Annotated in this window: 15 protein-coding genes; 9 read left to right on the top strand and 6 right to left on the bottom strand. The window is 65.7% G+C overall.

Annotation, left to right across the window (positions count from 1 at the left end):
* Positions 1-18: 18 nt before the first annotated feature.
* From gnd to IEY49_RS08105, 3 genes are read left to right on the top strand one after another with little or no spacing between them, the layout of a single operon-like run.
* Entirely contained in the window at positions 19-1,098 is a 1,080-nt protein-coding gene (gene gnd, locus IEY49_RS08115; protein ID WP_189006480.1) for a phosphogluconate dehydrogenase (NAD(+)-dependent, decarboxylating), read from the top strand.
* On the top strand, positions 1,095-2,882 hold the full coding sequence (gene zwf, locus IEY49_RS08110; RefSeq protein WP_189006477.1) for a glucose-6-phosphate dehydrogenase: 1,788 nt from the start codon (positions 1,095-1,097) through the stop codon (positions 2,880-2,882). The genes gnd and zwf overlap by 4 nt, the downstream gene beginning before the upstream one ends.
* Positions 2,883-2,895: 13 nt before the next feature.
* Positions 2,896-3,846 carry a glucose-6-phosphate dehydrogenase assembly protein OpcA gene (locus tag IEY49_RS08105; RefSeq protein WP_189006475.1) on the top strand — a complete coding sequence of 317 codons (951 nt, stop codon included), beginning with the start codon at positions 2,896-2,898 and terminating at the stop codon, positions 3,844-3,846.
* Positions 3,847-3,940: 94 nt separating this feature from the next.
* Here the strand turns inward: IEY49_RS08105 and IEY49_RS08100 are convergent, their stop codons facing one another.
* Complete coding sequence (locus tag IEY49_RS08100; RefSeq protein WP_189006472.1) at positions 3,941-4,711, bottom strand: cysteine hydrolase family protein; 771 nt, start codon at positions 4,709-4,711, stop codon at positions 3,941-3,943.
* 378 nt (positions 4,712-5,089) lie between these two features.
* On the opposite strand from IEY49_RS08100, the gene queG reads away from it, so the two are divergent.
* Positions 5,090-6,232: a tRNA epoxyqueuosine(34) reductase QueG gene (gene queG, locus IEY49_RS08095; RefSeq protein ID WP_189006469.1), complete on the top strand. Its 1,143-nt coding sequence runs from the start codon at positions 5,090-5,092 to the stop codon at positions 6,230-6,232.
* A gap of 58 nt (positions 6,233-6,290) precedes the next feature.
* Complete coding sequence (locus IEY49_RS08090; protein ID WP_189006466.1) at positions 6,291-7,139, top strand: glutaminyl-peptide cyclotransferase; 849 nt, start codon at positions 6,291-6,293, stop codon at positions 7,137-7,139.
* A 70-nt stretch (positions 7,140-7,209) separates the two neighbouring features.
* Here the strand turns inward: IEY49_RS08090 and tmk are convergent, their stop codons facing one another.
* The 3 genes from tmk to IEY49_RS08075 form a co-directional block, all read right to left on the bottom strand.
* A complete protein-coding gene (tmk, locus tag IEY49_RS08085; protein WP_373291876.1) occupies positions 7,210-7,821 on the bottom strand; it encodes a dTMP kinase in 612 nt (203 codons plus the stop codon).
* A gap of 23 nt (positions 7,822-7,844) precedes the next feature.
* Complete coding sequence (locus IEY49_RS08080) at positions 7,845-8,654, bottom strand: Nif3-like dinuclear metal center hexameric protein (protein WP_189006464.1); 810 nt, start codon at positions 8,652-8,654, stop codon at positions 7,845-7,847.
* 111 nt (positions 8,655-8,765) lie between these two features.
* Entirely contained in the window at positions 8,766-9,242 is a 477-nt protein-coding gene (locus IEY49_RS08075) for a hypothetical protein (protein ID WP_189006447.1), read from the bottom strand.
* Positions 9,243-9,431: 189 nt separating this feature from the next.
* On the opposite strand from IEY49_RS08075, the gene IEY49_RS08070 reads away from it, so the two are divergent.
* From IEY49_RS08070 to treY, 4 genes are all read left to right on the top strand, one after another.
* Positions 9,432-10,406: an ABC transporter substrate-binding protein gene (locus IEY49_RS08070; protein ID WP_189006444.1), complete on the top strand. Its 975-nt coding sequence runs from the start codon at positions 9,432-9,434 to the stop codon at positions 10,404-10,406.
* Positions 10,407-10,549: 143 nt separating this feature from the next.
* Positions 10,550-11,401, top strand: coding sequence for a hypothetical protein (locus IEY49_RS08065; RefSeq protein ID WP_189006441.1), 852 nt, complete (start codon positions 10,550-10,552; stop codon positions 11,399-11,401).
* 214 nt (positions 11,402-11,615) lie between these two features.
* Positions 11,616-13,748, top strand: a complete 2,133-nt coding sequence (glgX, locus tag IEY49_RS08060) for a glycogen debranching protein GlgX (RefSeq protein ID WP_189006438.1) — start codon at positions 11,616-11,618, stop codon at positions 13,746-13,748.
* A 245-nt stretch (positions 13,749-13,993) separates the two neighbouring features.
* The gene (gene treY, locus IEY49_RS08055; RefSeq protein ID WP_189006436.1) at positions 13,994-16,858 is read left to right on the top strand and encodes a malto-oligosyltrehalose synthase; all 2,865 of its coding nucleotides are present in this window, start codon (positions 13,994-13,996) and stop codon (positions 16,856-16,858) included.
* A 219-nt stretch (positions 16,859-17,077) separates the two neighbouring features.
* Here the strand turns inward: treY and IEY49_RS08050 are convergent, their stop codons facing one another.
* Both IEY49_RS08050 and IEY49_RS08045 read right to left on the bottom strand, forming a co-directional pair.
* Complete coding sequence (locus IEY49_RS08050) at positions 17,078-17,977, bottom strand: DUF72 domain-containing protein (RefSeq protein ID WP_189006433.1); 900 nt, start codon at positions 17,975-17,977, stop codon at positions 17,078-17,080.
* A gap of 45 nt (positions 17,978-18,022) precedes the next feature.
* Positions 18,023-18,940, bottom strand: a complete 918-nt coding sequence (locus IEY49_RS08045; RefSeq protein WP_189006430.1) for an aldo/keto reductase — start codon at positions 18,938-18,940, stop codon at positions 18,023-18,025.
* Between the last annotated feature and the right edge of the window lie 27 nt (positions 18,941-18,967).

The raw sequence follows: 18,967 nt of genomic DNA, 5'->3' as shown, positions 1-18,967 counted from the left end.
CTCTCTGGGAGGTTCTCCATGAAACTAGGCATGATCGGACTGGGCAAGATGGGCGGGAATATGGTGTTGCGACTGCTGCAGGGCGGGCATCAGGTGGTCGGGCACGACCGCAGCGAGGACGCCCTGAACAACATCCGCCAGCACGGCGCAACCGGCACCCAGGACATGGACGAGTTCATCGCTTCGCTCGGCGAGCCGGGCACCCGCGCCGTATGGGTCATGGTGCCTGCGGGCCAGATCACCCAGAGCGTGCTGGATGATCTGGCCTCGCGTCTCGCCCCCGGCGACATCGTGATTGACGGCGGCAACAGCAACTTCAAGGACACCCAGCGCCGCGCCGAGGAACTGGGCGCGCGCGGGCTGCACTTCGTGGACGTGGGCACTTCAGGCGGGATCTGGGGCCTGAAGGAAGGCTACGCCATGATGATCGGCGGTCCCGAAGAAGCCGTAGAAAGGCTGCGGCCCATTTTCGAGACCCTGGCGCCCGCGCCGGACCGTGGCTGGGGGCGCATGGGCCCAAGCGGCTCGGGGCACTACGTCAAGATGGTCCACAACGGCATCGAGTACGGCATGATGCAGGCCTACGCCGAGGGCTTCGAGCTGATGAAGGCCCACAAGACCTTCAACCTGGACATGGCCCAGATCGCTGAGCTGTGGCGTCACGGCAGCGTGGTGCGCTCCTGGCTGCTGGACCTGACCGCCGAGGCCCTGCAGAACAGCGCCGATTTCGACCAGCTCTCGGACTACGTGGCCGACAGTGGCGAGGGCCGCTGGACCATCATCGACTCGATCGAGCTGGGTGTGCCGACGCCGGTGATCACGCTGGCCACCCAGATGCGTTTCCGCTCGCAGCAGGAAGTCAGCTACGCTGGGCAGATGCTCAGCGCCATGCGCCGCGCCTTCGGGGGCCACGCGGTCAAGGTGCTGGAGGCCACCAAGCAGGAAAGCCTGGTGCCGGAAATCCACGCCGGAGAAGACCCCCGGGCAGCCGCGCCCGAGAACATCCCTGTGGCGGCGGCCCACGCCCCCAGCCAGGGCCAGAGCGCCGAACAGCAGCTGGGCGAAAGCGGCCAGCAGCGGGTCAAGGGTGAGGAATGACCACACCTAAAAAGCCCAGGGCCAGCACGGCGAGCGGCACGCAGAGCACTTCGAAAGAAAAGAAAACCCCGGCCAAAGCAACAAAAACAAGGACATCTGGGGCGGCCCGGTCCACGGCTAGCGCTCAGAAGGCCGCCTCCGGAAAGGCTGCGGCGACCCACAAGACGCCTGCCAGGGCCGAGAAGGCACCCGCCAAGACCAGCCGGGTCACCAAATCGCGGGCGCGTGTGCCGGCAGCTGGCGCCGACGGTCAGAACCCTTTTCGCACAGGTATGCGGCGCAACCGCGCGCCTGAGCCGACCACCCTGGTGATTTTCGGTGTGACCGGCGACCTGGCCAAGCGCAAGCTGCTGCCGGCGGTTTTCGGGCTGTGGCAGGACGGGTTGCTGGGCAGTGCCTTCAACATCGTGGGGGTGGGCCGGCAGGAGATGACCGACGAGGCCTTCAAGGACCTGGCCATTGGCGCCCTGAAGGAAAGCAAGGAAACAGACGCGATTCAGCCCGGCAGCCTGGAGAAATTCCGGGAGCTGCTGTACTACGAGTTCGGTGAATTTGCCGAGGACGACGTGTACGACCGGGTCCGGCTGGAACTCGACCGCGCCCAGGAAGCCTACGGCGGGCGCAAGAATGCCCTGTTCTACCTGTCCACGCCGCCCAGCCTGTTCGAGCCGATCAGCAACGGCCTGGGGCGCCTGGGACTGTCCAGGCAGTCCGAGGGCTGGCGCCGGCTGGTCATCGAAAAACCATTCGGGCATGACCTGGACAGCGCCCGCGAGCTCAACGACACCATCCATCAGGTCTGGGACGAGTCGCAGGTCTACCGCATCGACCATTACCTGGGCAAGGAGACGGTACAGAACCTGATGGCGATCCGCTTTGGAAACGCCATCTTTGAACCGCTCTGGAGCCGCAGTTTTGTGGATCACGTGCAGATCACGGCCTCCGAGGACCTGGGCCTGGAGGGCCGCGCCGGCTACTACGAGGAAGCGGGTGTGGTCCGGGACATGCTGCAAAACCACCTGATGCAGCTGTTTGCCCTGACAGCCATGGAGGCGCCGGCCGCTTTTGACGCCGACGCCATCCGCGACGAGAAGGTCAAGGTGCTGAGGGCGGTCAAACCGATTCCCCGGGGCCGGGTGGGCAGTGTGGCGGTGCGTGGACAGTACGGCGCAGGTACCATGTACGGCGAGAAAGTTCCGGGCTACCGCCAGGAGCCCAAGGTCGAGCAGGGCAGCCGCACGCCGACCTACGTGGCCGTGAAGCTGGAAGTGGACAACTGGCGCTGGCAGGGCGTGCCGTTTTTCCTGCGCACCGGCAAACGGCTGCCCAAAAAGGTCACGGAGATCGCGGTGGTGTTCAAGCGGCCCCCCCTGGGCATCTTCCCCGGCGGCCTGGAGCGCAACGTGCTGGCCTTCCGCATCCAGCCGGACGAGGGGGTCAGCCTGAAGTTTTCCAGCAAGACGCCGGGGCAGGAGATGGTGCTGCGCGAGGTGGTCATGGATTTCCGCTATGACGCCTTCGGAGCGCAGCTTGAAAGCCCCTACTCACGCCTGCTGCTCGACGCCATGGTGGGAGACGCGACCCTCTTCCCGCGCGAGGATGAAGTCGATCACGCCTGGCAGATCGTCTCGGGGCTGCTGGATTCCTGGGACACACTTCCGGGCCGGAAGGGAGCTGGGGCCAAAGCCAGCGCCCCCGATTTCCCGAACTACACCGCCGGCACCTGGGGTCCCGACGAGGCCGACGAACTGATCGGCCCGGACCGCCGCTGGAGGCGACTGTGAAGGGGACACAGCCATGACCTACGCCACGGACCTGAGCACGCTGGGCCCGGTAGATACCACGGTGCAGCGCGCCCAGAAGGCGCTGGACGAGCTGTGGGCCCAGACCCGGGTAGAAACGCGTGCCTATACTGGAAACATCGTGGCGCTGACGGTCCGGCGTCACCTGGAACGCGTTGAAGAAGCCCTGGCCGGCCTGGAAGGTCGCTACGCCGGCCGGCAGATCATTGGAGTGATGGACGGCACCGACGACCTGCAGGTTCACGCCAGCCTGGTGCCACAGGCTGGCGGCCTGTACGTGGAGCGGCTGACTCTGGACGCCAACCCGGAGCAGTTGCAGGGCGCGATCCTGCCGCTGCTGCGCCCGGCCACCGTCAACCACGTGTGGTGGGGCGCGGATACCCAGCCGGCTGGCACGCTGCTCTCGGAACTGACCGAGATTGCCGACCAGGTGATTGCCGACAGCCTGTCGCTGGACATTCCTCCGGGCGGGCACTACGCGCTGGCAGACCTGGGCTGGAGCCGCAGCGCGGGCTGGCGTGAAGGGCTGGCGCAAGTGTTCGACAGCCCCGATGCAGCGCGTCAGCTTGCCCAGGTGGACCGCCTGACGGTCTGGTACGCCGGGCGTAAGGACCTGCCAGCGCGGCTGTTCGCAGGTTTCGTGGCAGGCACCCTGGGCTGGCGTGACCTGAGTGGCGTGACCTTCAGGTCTGAGCGCTGCAAGCGTGAGCCTGGGGACCTGTGCGGCATCGAACTGGCTGGAGACAGCGTGCGCTTCAGCCTGCGCGCCACCCAGGGGGACTCGGTGCGTGTCGAGGCCCAGTGGGCTGGGATTGACCGCACCAGTGACGTGAACGTCCCGGCCATGACCCTGGCTGAGGGCCTGGCCCGGGTGATGGCCCGTCCAGAGCGCGCCGAGGTATTCGAGCGCGCCTGGACCCTGGCGCGCGCCAGCCTTAAAAGCTGATCCGCCCAGAGTCAGCAGATACAAAGATCCGGCGGAGTATTCTCTCCGCCGGATTCCTTTTTCTATTCAGCCTTTTCAACTCCTGATCACACGCTCAGGTCTTCGCAGGCGCCACCGCGAGGTCCCGGAACGCCGACGAGGTACGCGCATAAAGGCCGTGGGTGGTGACCAGTGCCGCACCAGCCCTGAGCCACCGGGCGTAGCTTTCGTTCTCGCCTTCGAGCCCCAGACCCCAGGTCGCGTCCGTCACGACCGTGACAGGGATGCCCCGTTCCTGCGCAAGCATCCCCTCGACTGCCCCTTTGACACACACGTCACGCGCCACACCAATGACGTAAATCTCGATGGTGCCGCCAAGCTGCTCACGCAGGGCGCGCACGAAGGTATCGGCCGCCGGGTTGCCCTCGAACACACTGAACCGGCTTTTGTGCAGGAAAACGGGTCTGCGCTCGCTGACCGCCCGGCGCGCCACCCCGGTGGCATCCGTGTCGCTGGCATCGCGATGGAGAATCAGCGGGTTTGCCGGACGGATCTCAGCGATGATCTCTGCGCCCTCGCGCTCGTGGGCGTCTGCGGAAAGGCCCATGCAATGCGGTGGGTAGGTCCCTTTGGCCGCATCCGGAGCAACCAAATCGATTTCGGCGTCGCTGACGTCATGCCAGTCGCCCGTATACACCAGCGCGTCACAGTGCGTTCGCATCCACTCCGTCGCGCGGACCAGGGCAGGGGTTATCTGGACGGCGCCGGGGTCCTGCCCTCCATCGAACAGGTTGTGCACGTACAGGCGTCCGCCCTGCTCCGGCGGGCGCATGAAATCGTTCTGGGCATCAACAATCCAGCCAACGCGTTTACTGGGTAGATTCATCACCCAATTGTCCACCTTTAGAGCAGTTGTCAAAAAGATGGCTCTTTGGGTTCAGACGAAGCAAGCCACTTTTGTCGAGCAGGACGCAAAGCGGAGCGGCCGAAAGCAGAGTCTCACCTCTGGTAGCGTCATCTGGAAATCTGCTTTCAGGCCAGCTGGCATGGGTCGCGCCTCCCAAGGCCGTGCGGACGGTCACACGCACGCCGGGAAGACCGGCTGAGCGTATTCCGGGTCATATGGAGGGAACGCCCGGTCCTCATCCCCAGAGACCTGCATCCGGTGTCATCCGGACGAGGCACAGGAGGAACAGGGAAAACAAATCCACGCCTGGCGCCTTGGGCACAGATGCGCCCCGGGCGCTGAGGCATACTGCCCCGCATGAGTGCCCATGAACTGTTGTCTGACCTGGCCATAGCGCTGGGGGCGGACGCGGTGGGGTGGGCGCCGGCGCAGGTGCCCGCCGCAGTGGCCCAGGAGTACGCCGGCTGGCTGGGTGCCGGGCGGCACGCGGGCATGAGCTACCTGGAACGCCAGCTGCCGGCCCGCACCGACCCCACCAGCCGGCTTCCCGGCGCCGCGGGTGTCCTGGTCCTGGGCGTGTCCCATGCTTTCGAGGAGCCGCCTGCGCCGTCAGGGGGCGTGCGGGTGGGCCGGGTGGCTCGCTACGCCTGGACCCCCGACTACCATGACCAATTGCAGCCGCTGCTGACCCGCCTGGAGGAGGAAGCGGCGCAGCTGGGCGTCAAGGCCAAGGGGTACGTGGATCACGGGCCGGTCATGGAACGCCTCTTTGCTTCAGGCGCGTTTCTGGGCTGGCGGGGCAAGTCCGGCATGAATGTCAGCACGCGGCTGGGCGCCTTTGTCACGCTGGCGGTGCTGCTGACCGACCTGCCCTTCCAGGGAGAGACCCAGACACACCCCGACCGCTGCGGCCGGTGCATGCGCTGTGTCCTGGCCTGCCCTACCGCCGCCATCGGTCCGGACCGGGCCATCGACGCACGGCGCTGCGTGTCCTACCTGACCATCGAGCACCGGGGACCGCTGCCCCCCGAACACCGCACCGGAGTGGGAGACTGGCTGTTTGGCTGCGACGTGTGCAGTGAGGTCTGCCCCTGGTCCACGAAAGCTGGACCTCTGGCGAAGCTGCTGCGGCCCCGCGCAGACCTGGCCCACCCGGACCTGAGCGCCTTTTTCGGCGTCAGCGAGCGCGGCTTTGAGCGGCAGTTCGCGGGCACGGCCTTTTTGCGCCCGCGGCGCAAGGGCATGGCCCGCAACGCCCTGACTGTGCTGGGCAACACCCGCGACCCGCGCGGCTGGCCGCTGCTGCTGGCCGCGCGTGAGGACCCGGCCTGGGAAGTACGGGAGGCCGCCGCCTGGGCCCTGGGACAGTGGGATGAGGCCGCCCACGCCTCGGTACTGCTGGCCGATCCGCATGAAGCGGTACGGATCTCCGCGCAGCGCGTCCTGGGCGACCCAGACACCGGAGCCGCTCAGCTTCACACCGCAGCCCTGCATCTATGAAGCCTGAGTGGACTTTTGAGGCCACAGTGTCCGCCGGCACTCGCTACCATGGGCCCACATGCGCCCTGCCCCGCTGTTCCTGCTTCCCGTCATTCTCATGGCCGGGTCTTCCTGCGCCGAGTCGCACACGCCTGCGGTCATCAAGCCCAGCGTCACGGCCCGCTACCCTCATGACCGGGCGGCCTTTACCCAGGGCCTGCAGTACCTGGGACAGGGCACGCTGCTGGAAAGCACCGGTCAGGTTGGTGCCTCCGGGGTGCGCCGGGTGGAGCTGGCGACCGGCAGGGTCATTCAGCAGACTCCAACCCCGCTGAGCACCGCGTTCGGAGAAGGCGTGACCCGGCTGGGAGACGTGGCGTACCACCTGACCTGGCAGCATGGGCTGGCTTTTGCGCTGGACGCCCGGACCCTGCGGGAAGTCGGGCGGCTGCGCTACACCGGTGAGGGCTGGGGCCTGACCAACGACGGCCGGCAGCTGATCATGTCCGACGGTTCCAGCACGCTGTTCTGGCGCAACCCCCGGACCTTTGCCGTCACGCGCCGGGTACAGGTCACCGACGAGAACGGTCAGCCCGTCAAAAACCTGAACGAGCTGGAATACGTGCAGGGCAATGTCTACGCCAACGTGTGGCTGACCAGCCGTATCGCGCGGATTGACCCCAAGACGGGCAAGGTCACTGCCTGGCTCGACGTCACGGCCCTTGCCCAGGAGGCTGGCACACTGGCCGCACGGCGCGGTCAGCCCCTGACCTTCGATGACGTGCCCAACGGCATAGCCTTTGTGCCGGAGCGCGGCACCCTGCTGCTGACCGGCAAACGCTGGCCCGTGCTGTTCGAGGTCCGCATTCCGGGCCTGAAAGCCGAGCCCGGGTCCCAGAGCCGCCCCGGGACGGCTCCCGGCAACTGAGCACCCTGGCCACCTGAGCAGCACGCAGCGTGGCCGCCCCAGATTCGGACCGGCCACAGGACGAGACAGTTCAGGACAGCTGGCGTTCTACGGCTTTCCAGATTTCCCCAGCCAGCACATCCGTGCTGCGGGTAGCGTCCAGTACAAGAAAGCGCCGGGGCTCCGCTGCGGCCAGATCAAGAAAGCCCTGCCGCACGCGCTGGTGAAATCCGAGGTCCGCGCGTTCCAGCCGGTCAGGCTGACCGCGTGAGGCGACGCGCCGCAGCCCCAGCGCCGGGTCCAGATCGAGCAGCACCGTCAGGTGGGGGCTCAGACCGCCTGTGGCCTCGCGGGTCAGGTCACGCAGCAGCCCGACGGGCAGCCCACGGCCAGCACCCTGGTAGGCCAGGCTGGAATCGAAGTACCGGTCGCAGATCACGGTGTGCCCCTGCGCCAGCGCGGGCCGGATCACATGGGTGACCAGCTGGGCCCGGCTGGCGCTGTACAGCAGGAATTCCGGCAGGGGATCGATGCTGAGTTCCGGGTCAAGCAGCACCTCCCGCACCCGGGTGCCCAGCGGCGTGCCGCCGGGTTCGCGGGTCACGATATGAGGCACACCCGTACCCTGGAGGCGCGCCACCAGACAGGCGATCTGGGTACTTTTTCCGGCGCCTTCGGGCCCTTCGAACGTGATGAAGGGCACGCCGGCTTCAGGCTTGCCGCTGGTCACAGGCCAGTCGGGTGATGCAGGAACTGCCACGGCAGACCGAATTCCTCCTCGATCCGGGCCGCCAGAGCGCGAACGCCGAAGACTTCCGTCTCGTAGTGCCCGGCGTACACCACGTTGACCCCGTATTCAAAAGCGTCGTGAAAATGCTTGTGCTCGGGCTCGCCAGTCAGCAGGGTGTCCAGCCCCAGCGCCGCCGCCTCCGCCACCCGGTCGGCCCCGCTGCCACTCACGATGCCGAGCCGACGTACGGTGGGTGTACCGCCGCCATGCACCAGGCAGATTTCGCCGGTCAGCTTCTGCACCCGGTCGGCAAAGTCCTGGAGGCTCTGTTCGAACGGCAGTTCGCCGGCCAGCCCCAGCGTGTGCCCGGCCCACTGACCGAACGGCACCGTGTTTTCCAGGCTCAGGGCCCGCGCGATCATGGCGTTGTTCCCGATCTCCGGATGCGCGTCCAGGGGAAGGTGGGCGGCGTACAGGTTCAGGTCAGCCATCAGCGCGCTTCGCAGCCGGCGGCGGTGAGGGCCGGTGACGGCCAGCGGCTGTCCCCAGAACAGGCCATGGTGCACGAGCAGCAGGTCTGCTCCGCTGTCGGCGGCATGTTCCAGGGTCTTGGCACTGGTGTCCACGCTGGCAGCCACCCGGCGGATGACCTCGGTGCCTTCGATCTGCAGGCCATTGAGGCTGGGGTCGGCTTTGGCAAACGTGTCGAGTTGCAGGTAAGTGTTGAGCCAGCGCACGAGGTCTGCGCGGCTCACCTCGCCACGCGGGCGCGAGGAGGGATCAGGGGTCAGCATCATGTCTGGCATTCTAGGCGCGCGGCCCGGAAAGCTGGGGCAGGCAAAGCAGGAGACCCTTGGCGGCTTCCAGGAAAGAACAGCCGCGCTGGTCCTGAAGCTGCTCCATCACTCCGCTTCAGGTTAGGGGTTGAAGCTGCGGGGGTCGGGAGCCTGCGCGCATTTGGGCTCGACAATATCCTTCCAGCCCAGCGGCTTGAGGCTGTTGCCGCAGGCGGCCAGATAGGCCTGGGCATAGCGCTCGGGCCAGCTTTCCCAGATCTGCTGGTGGTAGGCGCTGAGGCCCTCGGTAGTGCCGACCCCAAGTTTCAGGTACCAGCCGGCAGCGCAGTGTCCGTACTCGTGAGCGGCAACCCGGACCAGATCGCCCCGCGAGAGCGTGGGGTCAATGTCGACCACGCACTTTTTGGCCAGTGGCCCGGTCAGCGCGTAGCCCGCATACGGGGCCCCCTGACGGCGAACGAGGGCCCCCGGTGCCACCCACCGCCAGGTCACCTCGACGTCATGCACGGTGGTCGTCCACTGGGCATTGTCACGCGCAGGAGCCACAAACGTGCAGCCTGTCAGGAGAGAAGCCAGCAACAGCATGAGTTTTGGCATTGGCGTTCACAGTAGCCTGCGGACAACTGTCAAGGTGGTGACGGTTGTTCCTTTATATAGCGGCGTCTGCACCTGCCCCGGGTTGGGAAAACGCCTTTCCCAACCCGGCCTCCTGTGGCCCCCGGCAATCCAGGGCCACCCTGTCTATTAGTTGACAAAATTACTCAACAAGTGCGCTATTCTCTGTCTATGATTCGCGCTCTTCTCGCTACAACCACCCTGGCCCTGTTGGCCGGTTCCGCTCACGCCCAGCAGGTCAGGGAACTGCGCCTGGGCGTCTTCCCCAACGTCACTCACGCCGCTGGTCTGGTCGGCGTGCAGCGCGGCCTGATCCAGAAGGAACTGGGCGGCGTCAAACTGGTCGTCAAGGAATTCGCCAACGGCTCACAGATCAACGAGGCCTTCGCTGCCGGCGCCATTGACGCGGCCTATGTGGGACCGGGCCCGGCCATGAACGCCTTCATGCGCGGCGTTCCCATCCAGGTGTATGCCGGAGCGGCCAACGCCGGTGCGGTGCTGGTCGCGCGCAAGGACAGTGGCGTGCGTAACGTCAAGGGACTGGCGGGCAAGAAGGTCGCCGTGCCCACACGCGGCTCGACCCAGGACATCAGCCTGCGTCACCTGCTGCACGAAAATGGCCTGAAGGCCACCGATGAAGGCGGCAACGTCACCATCGTGCCGATTGACCCGGCCAATATGCCCGCTGCCTTTGCCGGCAAGCAGGTCGACGCCGCGCTGGTGCAGGAGCCCTGGGGCGCCGTCATGGAAACTCAGGGAGCCCGCCTGATTGCCAACGAAAAAGCCATCTGGGAAGGTGGAAACTACACCACCACCGTGCTGGTCGTGAACACCAAGTTTGCCGGACAGAACCCGGACGCTGTGCGTGACCTGCTGCGCGGCCACCTCGCGGCGATCAACTTCATCAAGAAGAGCAACGCCGGAGCCCAGAAAGCCATTGCCGAGCAAATCTACACCTTTACCGGCAAACGCCCCAACAGCGCTGAGCTGTTCAAGGCGCTGGCCCGCACCAAGGTCACCTGGGACATCAACCTCAAGACCCTGGCGGAGTATGCACAGCTCAACAAGGAAGCCGGCTTTGCGCGGGATGTCCCGGACCTGGGCCGCTTCGTGAACCTCAGCATTATCCGCAGCCTGGCCAAGTAAGGTTTTCTTCCGCCCGGCCCTCTGGTGAACATGCCCGGTGCGTGGTGATCAGGGGGCAAGTGCCCTGCTGTCTTCCTTTCGTGCCAGCTTCCTTTCGCGCTGCATTCCTTTCCGGGCACCGAACCCCAGGTACACTGCCTGACATGACAGGGCCTAGAAAAGGATCACGGGGACGCGGCCCGAAGAAGAACACCGCGCAGGGGCGCGGCGGCTCCACCCGCGATACGGTGCGACCGGCCAGGGAACGCACCTCACGCGGCAGCGAAGTGAGCACCGCGGGTGAGCGCACCGGCGCTGCCAGGGGCGCAGGGCAGCGCAGCGGACCCGGACGTACAGGAGGCCGCGCAGATACTGGCCGCACCGAATCAGGACGGACAGGGACGGGCCGCAGCAGCACCGGGCGCACCACCGGAGGCCCAGCCGCGAGCCGGGGCAGTTCAGGCCCCCAGAAAGCAGGAGCTGCCCGGGGAAGCCGGAGCGACGCCTCCAAACCCGGCGCATCCTCACGGCGCACACCCGACGAGCGCAGCGGCAGCACCGGAGGTGAGCGCTCTGCGCCCTCAGGTCAGGCCCGCCGCGCGCCTCCAAAGGTCCGGAAGGCCCTGCCGGAACTCAAACGGGTTCAGCTGGACGCTCCCGCGCCGGACACCATCTTTGTGGACCGTGACGGCGAACGGATCAGTTTTCCGGACAGCAACCTCAAGCGGGTCGCGGCGCGCATCCTGACGGACAAGAACAAGGCCTGGCGGTACCGGCCGTTCAGCTTCCCCCTCTTTACCGACCGTGGTGGTGAGCAGACCTTCCACTTCGACTTCTACATCTATGACGCCGAGGACAGCGTGATCCGGCTGCTGCTGGTGGTGCCCTTCGAATCACGGGAGGTCTGGGACCGGGTGGGCCGCTTCAAGCGCCAGTATCCGATGTACACCTACGAACTGTGGACCCCCGAAAGGCTTGCGAAGCTCAGTGGTCCCCACGGCTCGCTGGGGTTCTGAGCGGGGAGCCCGCAGCACCCTTACCTGACGGCAGCGCAAGCTTGAGCGTTCCCTGAGAATCCGGCGCAGTGTGTCCGGGCTCGTTTCTGGGGGCAGGCGGCGTCTGGTAACGTTTCCACAGACAGACGGGAACTTCGCGAGAACCTGAAGTTCCCGTTTCACCGTCTTGACCGATACCAGGCGCCCTAGGTGCCTTGCTCAAGGAGTTTTTTACATGTCCATTCTTCCTGCTTCCCCCCCGACCGTTCGCGTCCTGCCCGGCAGCCCCTATCCGCTGGGGGCCACCTGGGACGGCAAGGGCACCAACTTCGCGCTGTATTCCGAGAATGCCAGTGGCGTCGAGTTGTGTCTGTTCGATGACCAGGACCAGGAAACACGCGTTCCCTTGCGTGAACACACCGCGTTCGTGTGGCATGGCTACCTGCCGGGTCTTGCACCGGGGCAGCGCTACGGTTACCGCGTTCACGGGGAGTACGCGCCGGACAAGGGGCTGCGTTTCAATCCCAACGTGGTGCTGCTCGACCCCTATGCCAAGGCCCTGGACGGCACCGAGCGTCTGGACCAGGGGGTTTTCGGGTACGAGCTGGGCCGCGGCGACACCGTGATGCAAAAAGGTGAGCAGCGTGGCGCGCCCCTGGGCATCGTGGTGGACCCGATGTTCAACTGGGTGGGCGACCAGAAGCCGAATATTCCCTTTCACCAGTCGGTGATCTACGAGGCTCACGTCAAGGGCCTGACCATGACCCACCCGGAAGTTCCCGAGGCCCTCCGGGGCACCTACGCCGGGGTCGCCACTGAACCGGTGCTGCGTTACCTCAAGGAGCTGGGTATCACGGCCATCGAGTTCCTGCCGGTGCACCAGCACGTGGACGACCCCTTTCTGCTGGACAAGGGCCTGACCAACTACTGGGGCTACTCCACGCTGAGCTTCTTCGCCCCGGACGTGCGCTACTCGGCGGCGGCAAGGCGGGGCGACCCGGCCGGCGCGGTGCCGGAGTTCAAAAACATGGTGCGCGCCCTGCACGACGCGGGGATCGAGGTCATTCTGGACGTGGTGTACAACCACACCGCCGAAGGCAACCACATGGGCCCTACCATGTCCTTCAAGGGCATCGACAACCCCACCTATTACCGGCTGGTGGCCGACAGTCCGCGCTTCTACTTCGACTACACCGGCACCGGCAACAGCCTCAACGTGCGCCACCCGCAGACCCTGCAGCTGATCATGGACTCGCTGCGTTACTGGGTCACCGAGATGCGTGTCGACGGCTTCCGTTTCGACCTCGCCTCCACCCTGGCGCGCGGGCTGCACGAGGTCGACCAGCTCTCGGGCTTTTTCACGATCATTCACCAGGACCCAATCATCAGCCAGGTCAAGCTGATTGCCGAGCCCTGGGACGTGGGCGAGGGCGGGTATCAGGTCGGAAACTTCCCGGTCAACTGGGCCGAGTGGAACGGCATCTACCGCGACGACATGCGCGCCTTCTGGCGGGGCGAGGGCGGACTGGCCAGCGAAATCGGCTACCGACTGAGCGGGTCCTCGGACCTGTACCAGAACGACGGCCGCAAGCCCTACGCCAGCATCAACTTTGTGACCGCGCACGATGGCTTTACCCTGCGCGACTCGGTGACCTACGAGCACAAGCGCAACGAGGTCAACGGCGAGGGCGGCCAGGACGGCCACAACCACAACATCACCTGGAACTGTGGAGTCGAGGGCGAGACCGACGATCCCGAGGTCAACCGCCTGCGCCGCCAGCAGCAGCGCAATTTCCTGGCCACCCTGCTGCTGGGGCAGGGCACCCCCATGATCCTGGGGGGCGACGAGATCGGTCGCACCCAGGGGGGCAACAACAACGCCTACTGCCAGGACAACCACATCAGCTGGTACGACTGGTCCGACGTCGACCTGGACCTGCTGGCCTTCACGCGGCGCCTGATTGCCCTGCGCAAGGCACACCCCGCGCTGCACCGGCGGAAATTCTTCAGTGGCCGGACCATTCGTGGCGAGGGCGTGCGCGACATCATGTGGCTGCGCTTTGACGGTGAAGTCATGAGCGACGACGACTGGAGCAACCCCCAGACCCAGTCGCTGGGCATGTTCCTGGACGGTGATGGCCTCGACGACGTGGACGAGGCCGGCAATCCACTCCACGACGACGACCTGCTGCTGCTGCTGAGTTCCTCGTACGTAGACCTGCCGTTTCGACTGCCGGACTACGGCGGCTGCCGCTTCTGGGAACTGCTGATCGATACGACGGATGACAACGCCGAGGAGCTCGTCCGCGCCGGTTCGGAGACCAACCTGTGCGCGCGCAGTGTCAAGCTCTTCCGCTGCGTCCGCTGACCTTTTACTGCCATTAAAGCCTCCTCACGGGCCGGTTCCGGGAGGCCGCTACGCTCAGGACACCGGCGCGCTGCGTTCTCAGGACCCGCGCCTCTGTGTCCTGTTGAGCTGCCGGCGACGCAAAGAGGTGACCGCCGTCTCTGCCGCGAAGGAGTAAGTGCCATGATTTCCTCTGTTTTCCGTCTGACGACCATCCTCAGGGCGCGCGCCATATGCCCGGCGGAATTGTTCTCCCAGGTTCGACCATGAGCGCCCCCACTGCGGCACCGGTCAGCGTGCACCCGGCGTCCCAGGGACACGCCCTGCCGGACGCCACCTACCGACTGCAGCTTCATACCGGCTTCGACTTCGCGGCGGCGCAAAGGGTCCTGCCGTATCTGGCACGCCTAGGGGTCACCGACGTCTACCTCTCCCCCATCTGGACCAGCACGCCCGGCAGCACCCACGGCTATGACGTCACCGATCACGCCGAGGTCAACCCGCAGCTGGGCGGAGAGGCCGCGCTGCGCCGGTTTGCCAGGCGTGCCCGCGAGCTCGGCCTGGGCCTGATCGTGGATTTCGTGCCCAACCACATGGGCATTCAGAATGGTCATAACCCCTACTGGGAAGACGTGCTGCAACACGGGCAGGCCAGCCGCTACGCCCACTTTTTCGATATCTCCTGGCAGCCACTCAAGCGGGCCCTGGAAGGCAAGGTGCTGCTGCCGGTGCTTGGCGACCAGTATGGCCGGGTGCTCGAACGCGGCGAACTTCGCCTGGAACGCCAGGGCGGACGCTTTTTCTTCCGCTACTACGAGCGCCTGTTTCCCATGTCGCCTCGCAGCCTCGCGGATCTGCTTTCGGGGGTCGAGGCCCGGCTTACCGAGGAGCGCAGTACCGAGCGCAGCGAACTGGCCAGCATCGCGCGCAGTGTGGCCAACCTGCCGCGCAGCACGGCCGGCGACCTGACCGATGCCGACCGTCTGGGCCGTGCCCAAGAGGTCGAGGTCATGACCCGCCGCCTGGAGACCCTGGCGGGCAGTTCGCGCGAGGTCAGCCGGGTCCTGGGCGACATGGTCGAGGCGGTCAACGCCGACCCGGCGCTGCTCGACCGCCTGATTCAGGACCAGAACTACCGTCTGGCCAACTGGCGGGTGGCCTCCGAGGAGATCAACTACCGGCGCTTTTTCGACATCAACGATCTGGCCGCGCTGCGCATGGAAGACCCGCGCGTCTTCGAGTGGGCCCACAGCAAGCTGTTCGAGCTGATCCGGGAGCGCGTGATCACCGGCGTGCGACTTGACCACACCGACGGCCTGTACGACCCGGCCGGCTACTTCCAGGCCCTGCAGGCTGGCGCAGCCGAAGCTCTGGGGCTGGACTGGGACGGCCAGAGCCGCCCGCTGCCGCTGTACGTGGTGGCCGAGAAGATCCTGGAACCTGGTGAGAAGCTGCCCGAGGCCTGGGCCGTTCACGGGACCACCGGTTACGATTTCCTGGCACAGCTGGGCGGCGTGTTCGTGGACGGCACCGCCGAGGATGACCTGAGCGCCATCTACCGGCGCTTTACCGGAGACCGCGACACGTACGGTGATCACCTGTACCGGGGCAAGCACCTGATTCAGCGCAGCAGCCTTCCGGGTGAGGTCAATGTGCTCACCGAGCACCTCGAGCGCCTGTCCGAAGCAGACCTGCGGGCGCGCGACTTCACGCTCAGTGCCCTGCGGGTGGTGGTGCGCGAGGTGATCGCCTCGTTCCCGGTGTACCGCACCTATGTGCGCGCCGACGGGCAGCGCGAGCCCGGCGACAACGCCAAGATCGAGCACGCCATCCGGGATGCCAAGGCCCACAGCCGCCGTGAGGGCAACGCCATCGATTCCAGCGTCTTCGACTACCTGCATGCCGTCCTCACGCTGGACGCCCCGGACGACGAGACGCGCGCGGCCTACGCGGACTTTGCCCTCAAGTTTCAGCAGCTGACCGGCCCGGTCACCGCCAAGGGCGCCGAGGACACAGCCTTCTACCGCTACGCCCGGCTGCTTTCCCTCAACGAGGTGGGCGGCGACCCGGCGCTGTTCGGCACCCCTGTGCGCGCATTCCATGCCTCGGCGCGCGAACGCGGCGAACGCTGGCCCCATTCCATGCTGGCCGGCAGCACCCACGACACCAAACGCGGCGAGGACACCCGCGCGCGCATCAGCGTCATCTCGGAGCTGTCCCAGACCTGGTCGGCGTACCTCAGCCGATGGTCCGGACATATCCGGGCCCTGGAGACCGAGACCGACCTGGGAGGGGCGCCGACCCCGCTGGACACCTACGTTTTGCTGCAAAACGCCCTGGGGGCCTATCCGCTCGGCGGAAACCTGGACGGCTTTGCCGACCGCCTGAGCGCCTACATGCTCAAGGCGGCCCGCGAGGCAAAGCTGCGTACTGGCTGGGCTTCACAGGACAGTGAATACGAGGCGGCGCTGGAGCGCATGGTGGGCGGCCTGCTGCAAGACGACGTGTTCCTGAGCAGCCTGCGCGAGTTGCACGAGCGCATCAGTCCCTACGGCGCGCAGAACAGCCTGAGCGCTACCCTGGTCCGCCTGAGCGCGCCGGGAGTCCCCGACACCTACCAGGGCTCGGAGGGCTGGAACCAGTCCCTGGTAGACCCGGACAACCGCCGCCCGGTGGATTACAGCTGGCGCACCCGCACCCTGACCCGCCTGGAGTCCCGGCATGCCCAGGACGGCCTGAAACTGGCCCAGGACCTGCTGGGCTCCTATCAGGACGGCCGGGTGAAACTGCTGGTGACCTGGGCCGCCCTGCAGGCGCGCGCCGCGCACCGCACGCTGTTTGGGGAAGGCCGCTACCGCCCGCTGGACGCAGGCAAATATCTTCTGGCGTTTGCCCGGGAACTGGACGGCGAGGTGGCTGTCACGGTAGCTCCGCGCCTGACGCTGACCCTGACCCGTGAGACGCAGCCCTGGGCGCTGGGTGAAGTGTGGGGCAACCGTCAGCTGACCCTGCCGAGAGCCGGAACCTACCGCAACGTATTGACTGGCCAGCAGTTCCGGGTCCGGGGCGAAAAGATTCCGGTGGCCAAGGTGCTCGAGGACTTTCCACTGGCCCTGCTGGTTCGCCAGTAGGCTCAGGCTCTGTCTGCGGTTTCAGCCCGCCAGGAACCTGTGTTCTGGCGGGCTGAATCATCTATAGCTGTTCGCGGGCTCATTTTCCGCCCTGGTCTCTGGTCTTCAGTAGGCTTCTTGCATGTCTCCGGCTTCTTATCCACCCTTTCCGGGTGTACAACCGCCCTGCGTTAGCTCCAGGTGATCGGATGCCGGCACACGGTCTGTACTCAGCCTGAATCAGTAATCGCGATCCCGAAGTGCCTTGGCCAGCGCGAGGGCATCGAACGGTGCATGCGTGCCGATGTCGTTATCGAAGTACACATACACGTCCCTGGAGCCCATGGGCACGGAATCCTGGGTCAGACGCCGGGCATCAGGGGGCTGCGTGCCCGCCTGCCAGGCGCGGATTCTGTGTGCCCAGGCATCTATCTCATCAGGGTCATATCCGCTGCGGTACAGCTCCCTGGAGCCATGCAGACGCACGTAGACGAAGTCTGCCGTGACCTCCTCGATGAGGGGAAACTGCCCGGCTGCGTCAGCCACCACCAGCGAGACTCCCGCGCGCCGCAGCAGCGAGGCCAGCTCCGGGGTTCTGAAGCTCTCATGCCGGACTTCCAGGGCGTAGCGGATCGGCAGATCCTGCTGCACGTCCATCCAGGCGCGGCCTTCCAGCTGGGCACCGTGTTCCTGTGCCAGCCGGGCGGCCTGGGCGGTCGAGCGGGGAAGCAGGGCCAGAAAGTCCTCGACCAGGGCAGCATCGAAGCGCAGCCGCTCCGGCAACTGCCACAGCACCGGGCCCAGCCGGTCTTCCAGCCGAAGCACCCCGGAGGCAAAAAAATTGGCGAGCGGCTGACGCACGTCGCGCAGCTTTTTCATGTGGGTGACGAACCGCCCGCCTTTCACCGCGAAGATGAAGCCAGGCGGAACCTGGGCCGCCCACCGGGCGTAGGTATCGGGCCTTTGCAGGGCGTAGAAGGACCCATTGATCTCCACGCTGGCCATCTGCCCAGCGAGGTATTCCAGTTCGCGCCGCTGCACCAGTCCCTGCGGGTAGTAGGTTCCCCGCCAGTGCCGGTATGTCCAGCCGGACGTGCCGATGTAAACACGCCCCATGGCGGGCTCAGCCTGTAGGTTCATCAGCTGGCCTCCCTCACAGGCCCGGTGCTGGTCACCTTGTGCCGGTCAGGGCAGCACATTGCCCGCTGCGCGGTAGATCGCATACCACTCTTCACGGGTCAGGTGGACCTCGCTGGCTTTGCAGCAGTCCTTCAGGCGGTCGATGTTCATGGTGCCGATCACCGGCTGCATGCGTGCCGGGTGACGCAGCAGCCAGGCGATCGCTATGGTCGTGTTGCTCACGCCGTAGGAGTGGGCCACCTCGTCTATCTTCGCGTTCAGTTCCGGGTATTTGTCGCTGCCCAGGAAGACCCCTTCGAAAAAGCCGTACTGAAACGGCGACCAGGGCTGAATGGTGATGTCGTGCAGGCGGCAGTAGTCAAGGACGCCGCCGTCACGATTGACCGCCGCGTCATTTTCCATGTTCACATTGAAGCCGCTGGTAATCATGGTGGCGTTGGTAATGCTGAGCTGCAACTGGTTGGCCACGATGGGCTGACTCACATATTTCTTCAGCAGATCGATCTGGCGCGGGTGCTGGTTCGAGACGCCGAAATGCCGGACCCTGCCGGAACTTGAAAGCTCGTCAAACGCCTGCGCCACCTCTTCAGGCTCCACCAGCGTGTCGGGGCGGTGCAGCAGCAGAATGTCGAGGTAATCGGTCTTCAGGCGCTTCAGAATGCCGTCCACCGACGCGAGGATATGCTCCCTGGAAAAGTCGAACATGCCTTTGCGGATGCCGCATTTGGATTGCAGGATGATCTTGTCCCGGACCGTGCTGTCCATATGAATCGCGTCGGCGAAGATCTCCTCGCACGATCCGCCGCCGTAAATATCGGCGTGGTCAAAAAAATTCGCGCCCTCGTCCAGCGCGGCCTGGACAAAGCGTTCAGCTTCTGCTTTGTCCAGGGAATTGATGCGCATACAGCCCACTGCAATGACAGGTACGTCCAGCCCACTGGTGCCGAGTTTCAAGGTCTTCATTGGGAAAATCCTCCTTGGTTAGATTGT

The sequence above is a fragment of the Deinococcus malanensis genome (assembly GCF_014647655.1).
In the GTDB taxonomy this organism is placed as follows: domain Bacteria; phylum Deinococcota; class Deinococci; order Deinococcales; family Deinococcaceae; genus Deinococcus; species Deinococcus malanensis.
This window is presented reverse-complemented; position numbering and strand designations above follow the sequence as displayed.

Excerpts from the sequence above, each read along its gene's own strand:
- gnd (WP_189006480.1), top strand. The coding sequence starts at position 19 with ATGAAACTAGGCATGATCGGACTGGGCAAGATGGGCGGGAATATGGTG.
- zwf (WP_189006477.1), top strand. The coding sequence starts at position 1,095 with ATGACCACACCTAAAAAGCCCAGGGCCAGCACGGCGAGCGGCACGCAG.
- IEY49_RS08105 (WP_189006475.1), top strand. The coding sequence starts at position 2,896 with ATGACCTACGCCACGGACCTGAGCACGCTGGGCCCGGTAGATACCACG.
- IEY49_RS08100 (WP_189006472.1), bottom strand. The coding sequence starts at position 4,711 with ATGAATCTACCCAGTAAACGCGTTGGCTGGATTGTTGATGCCCAGAAC.
- queG (WP_189006469.1), top strand. The coding sequence starts at position 5,090 with ATGAGTGCCCATGAACTGTTGTCTGACCTGGCCATAGCGCTGGGGGCG.
- IEY49_RS08090 (WP_189006466.1), top strand. The coding sequence starts at position 6,291 with ATGCGCCCTGCCCCGCTGTTCCTGCTTCCCGTCATTCTCATGGCCGGG.
- IEY49_RS08080 (WP_189006464.1), bottom strand. The coding sequence starts at position 8,654 with ATGCCAGACATGATGCTGACCCCTGATCCCTCCTCGCGCCCGCGTGGC.
- IEY49_RS08075 (WP_189006447.1), bottom strand. The coding sequence starts at position 9,242 with ATGCCAAAACTCATGCTGTTGCTGGCTTCTCTCCTGACAGGCTGCACG.
- IEY49_RS08070 (WP_189006444.1), top strand. The coding sequence starts at position 9,432 with ATGATTCGCGCTCTTCTCGCTACAACCACCCTGGCCCTGTTGGCCGGT.
- IEY49_RS08065 (WP_189006441.1), top strand. The coding sequence starts at position 10,550 with ATGACAGGGCCTAGAAAAGGATCACGGGGACGCGGCCCGAAGAAGAAC.
- glgX (WP_189006438.1), top strand. The coding sequence starts at position 11,616 with ATGTCCATTCTTCCTGCTTCCCCCCCGACCGTTCGCGTCCTGCCCGGC.
- treY (WP_189006436.1), top strand. The coding sequence starts at position 13,994 with ATGAGCGCCCCCACTGCGGCACCGGTCAGCGTGCACCCGGCGTCCCAG.
- IEY49_RS08050 (WP_189006433.1), bottom strand. The coding sequence starts at position 17,977 with ATGAACCTACAGGCTGAGCCCGCCATGGGGCGTGTTTACATCGGCACG.
- IEY49_RS08045 (WP_189006430.1), bottom strand. The coding sequence starts at position 18,940 with ATGAAGACCTTGAAACTCGGCACCAGTGGGCTGGACGTACCTGTCATT.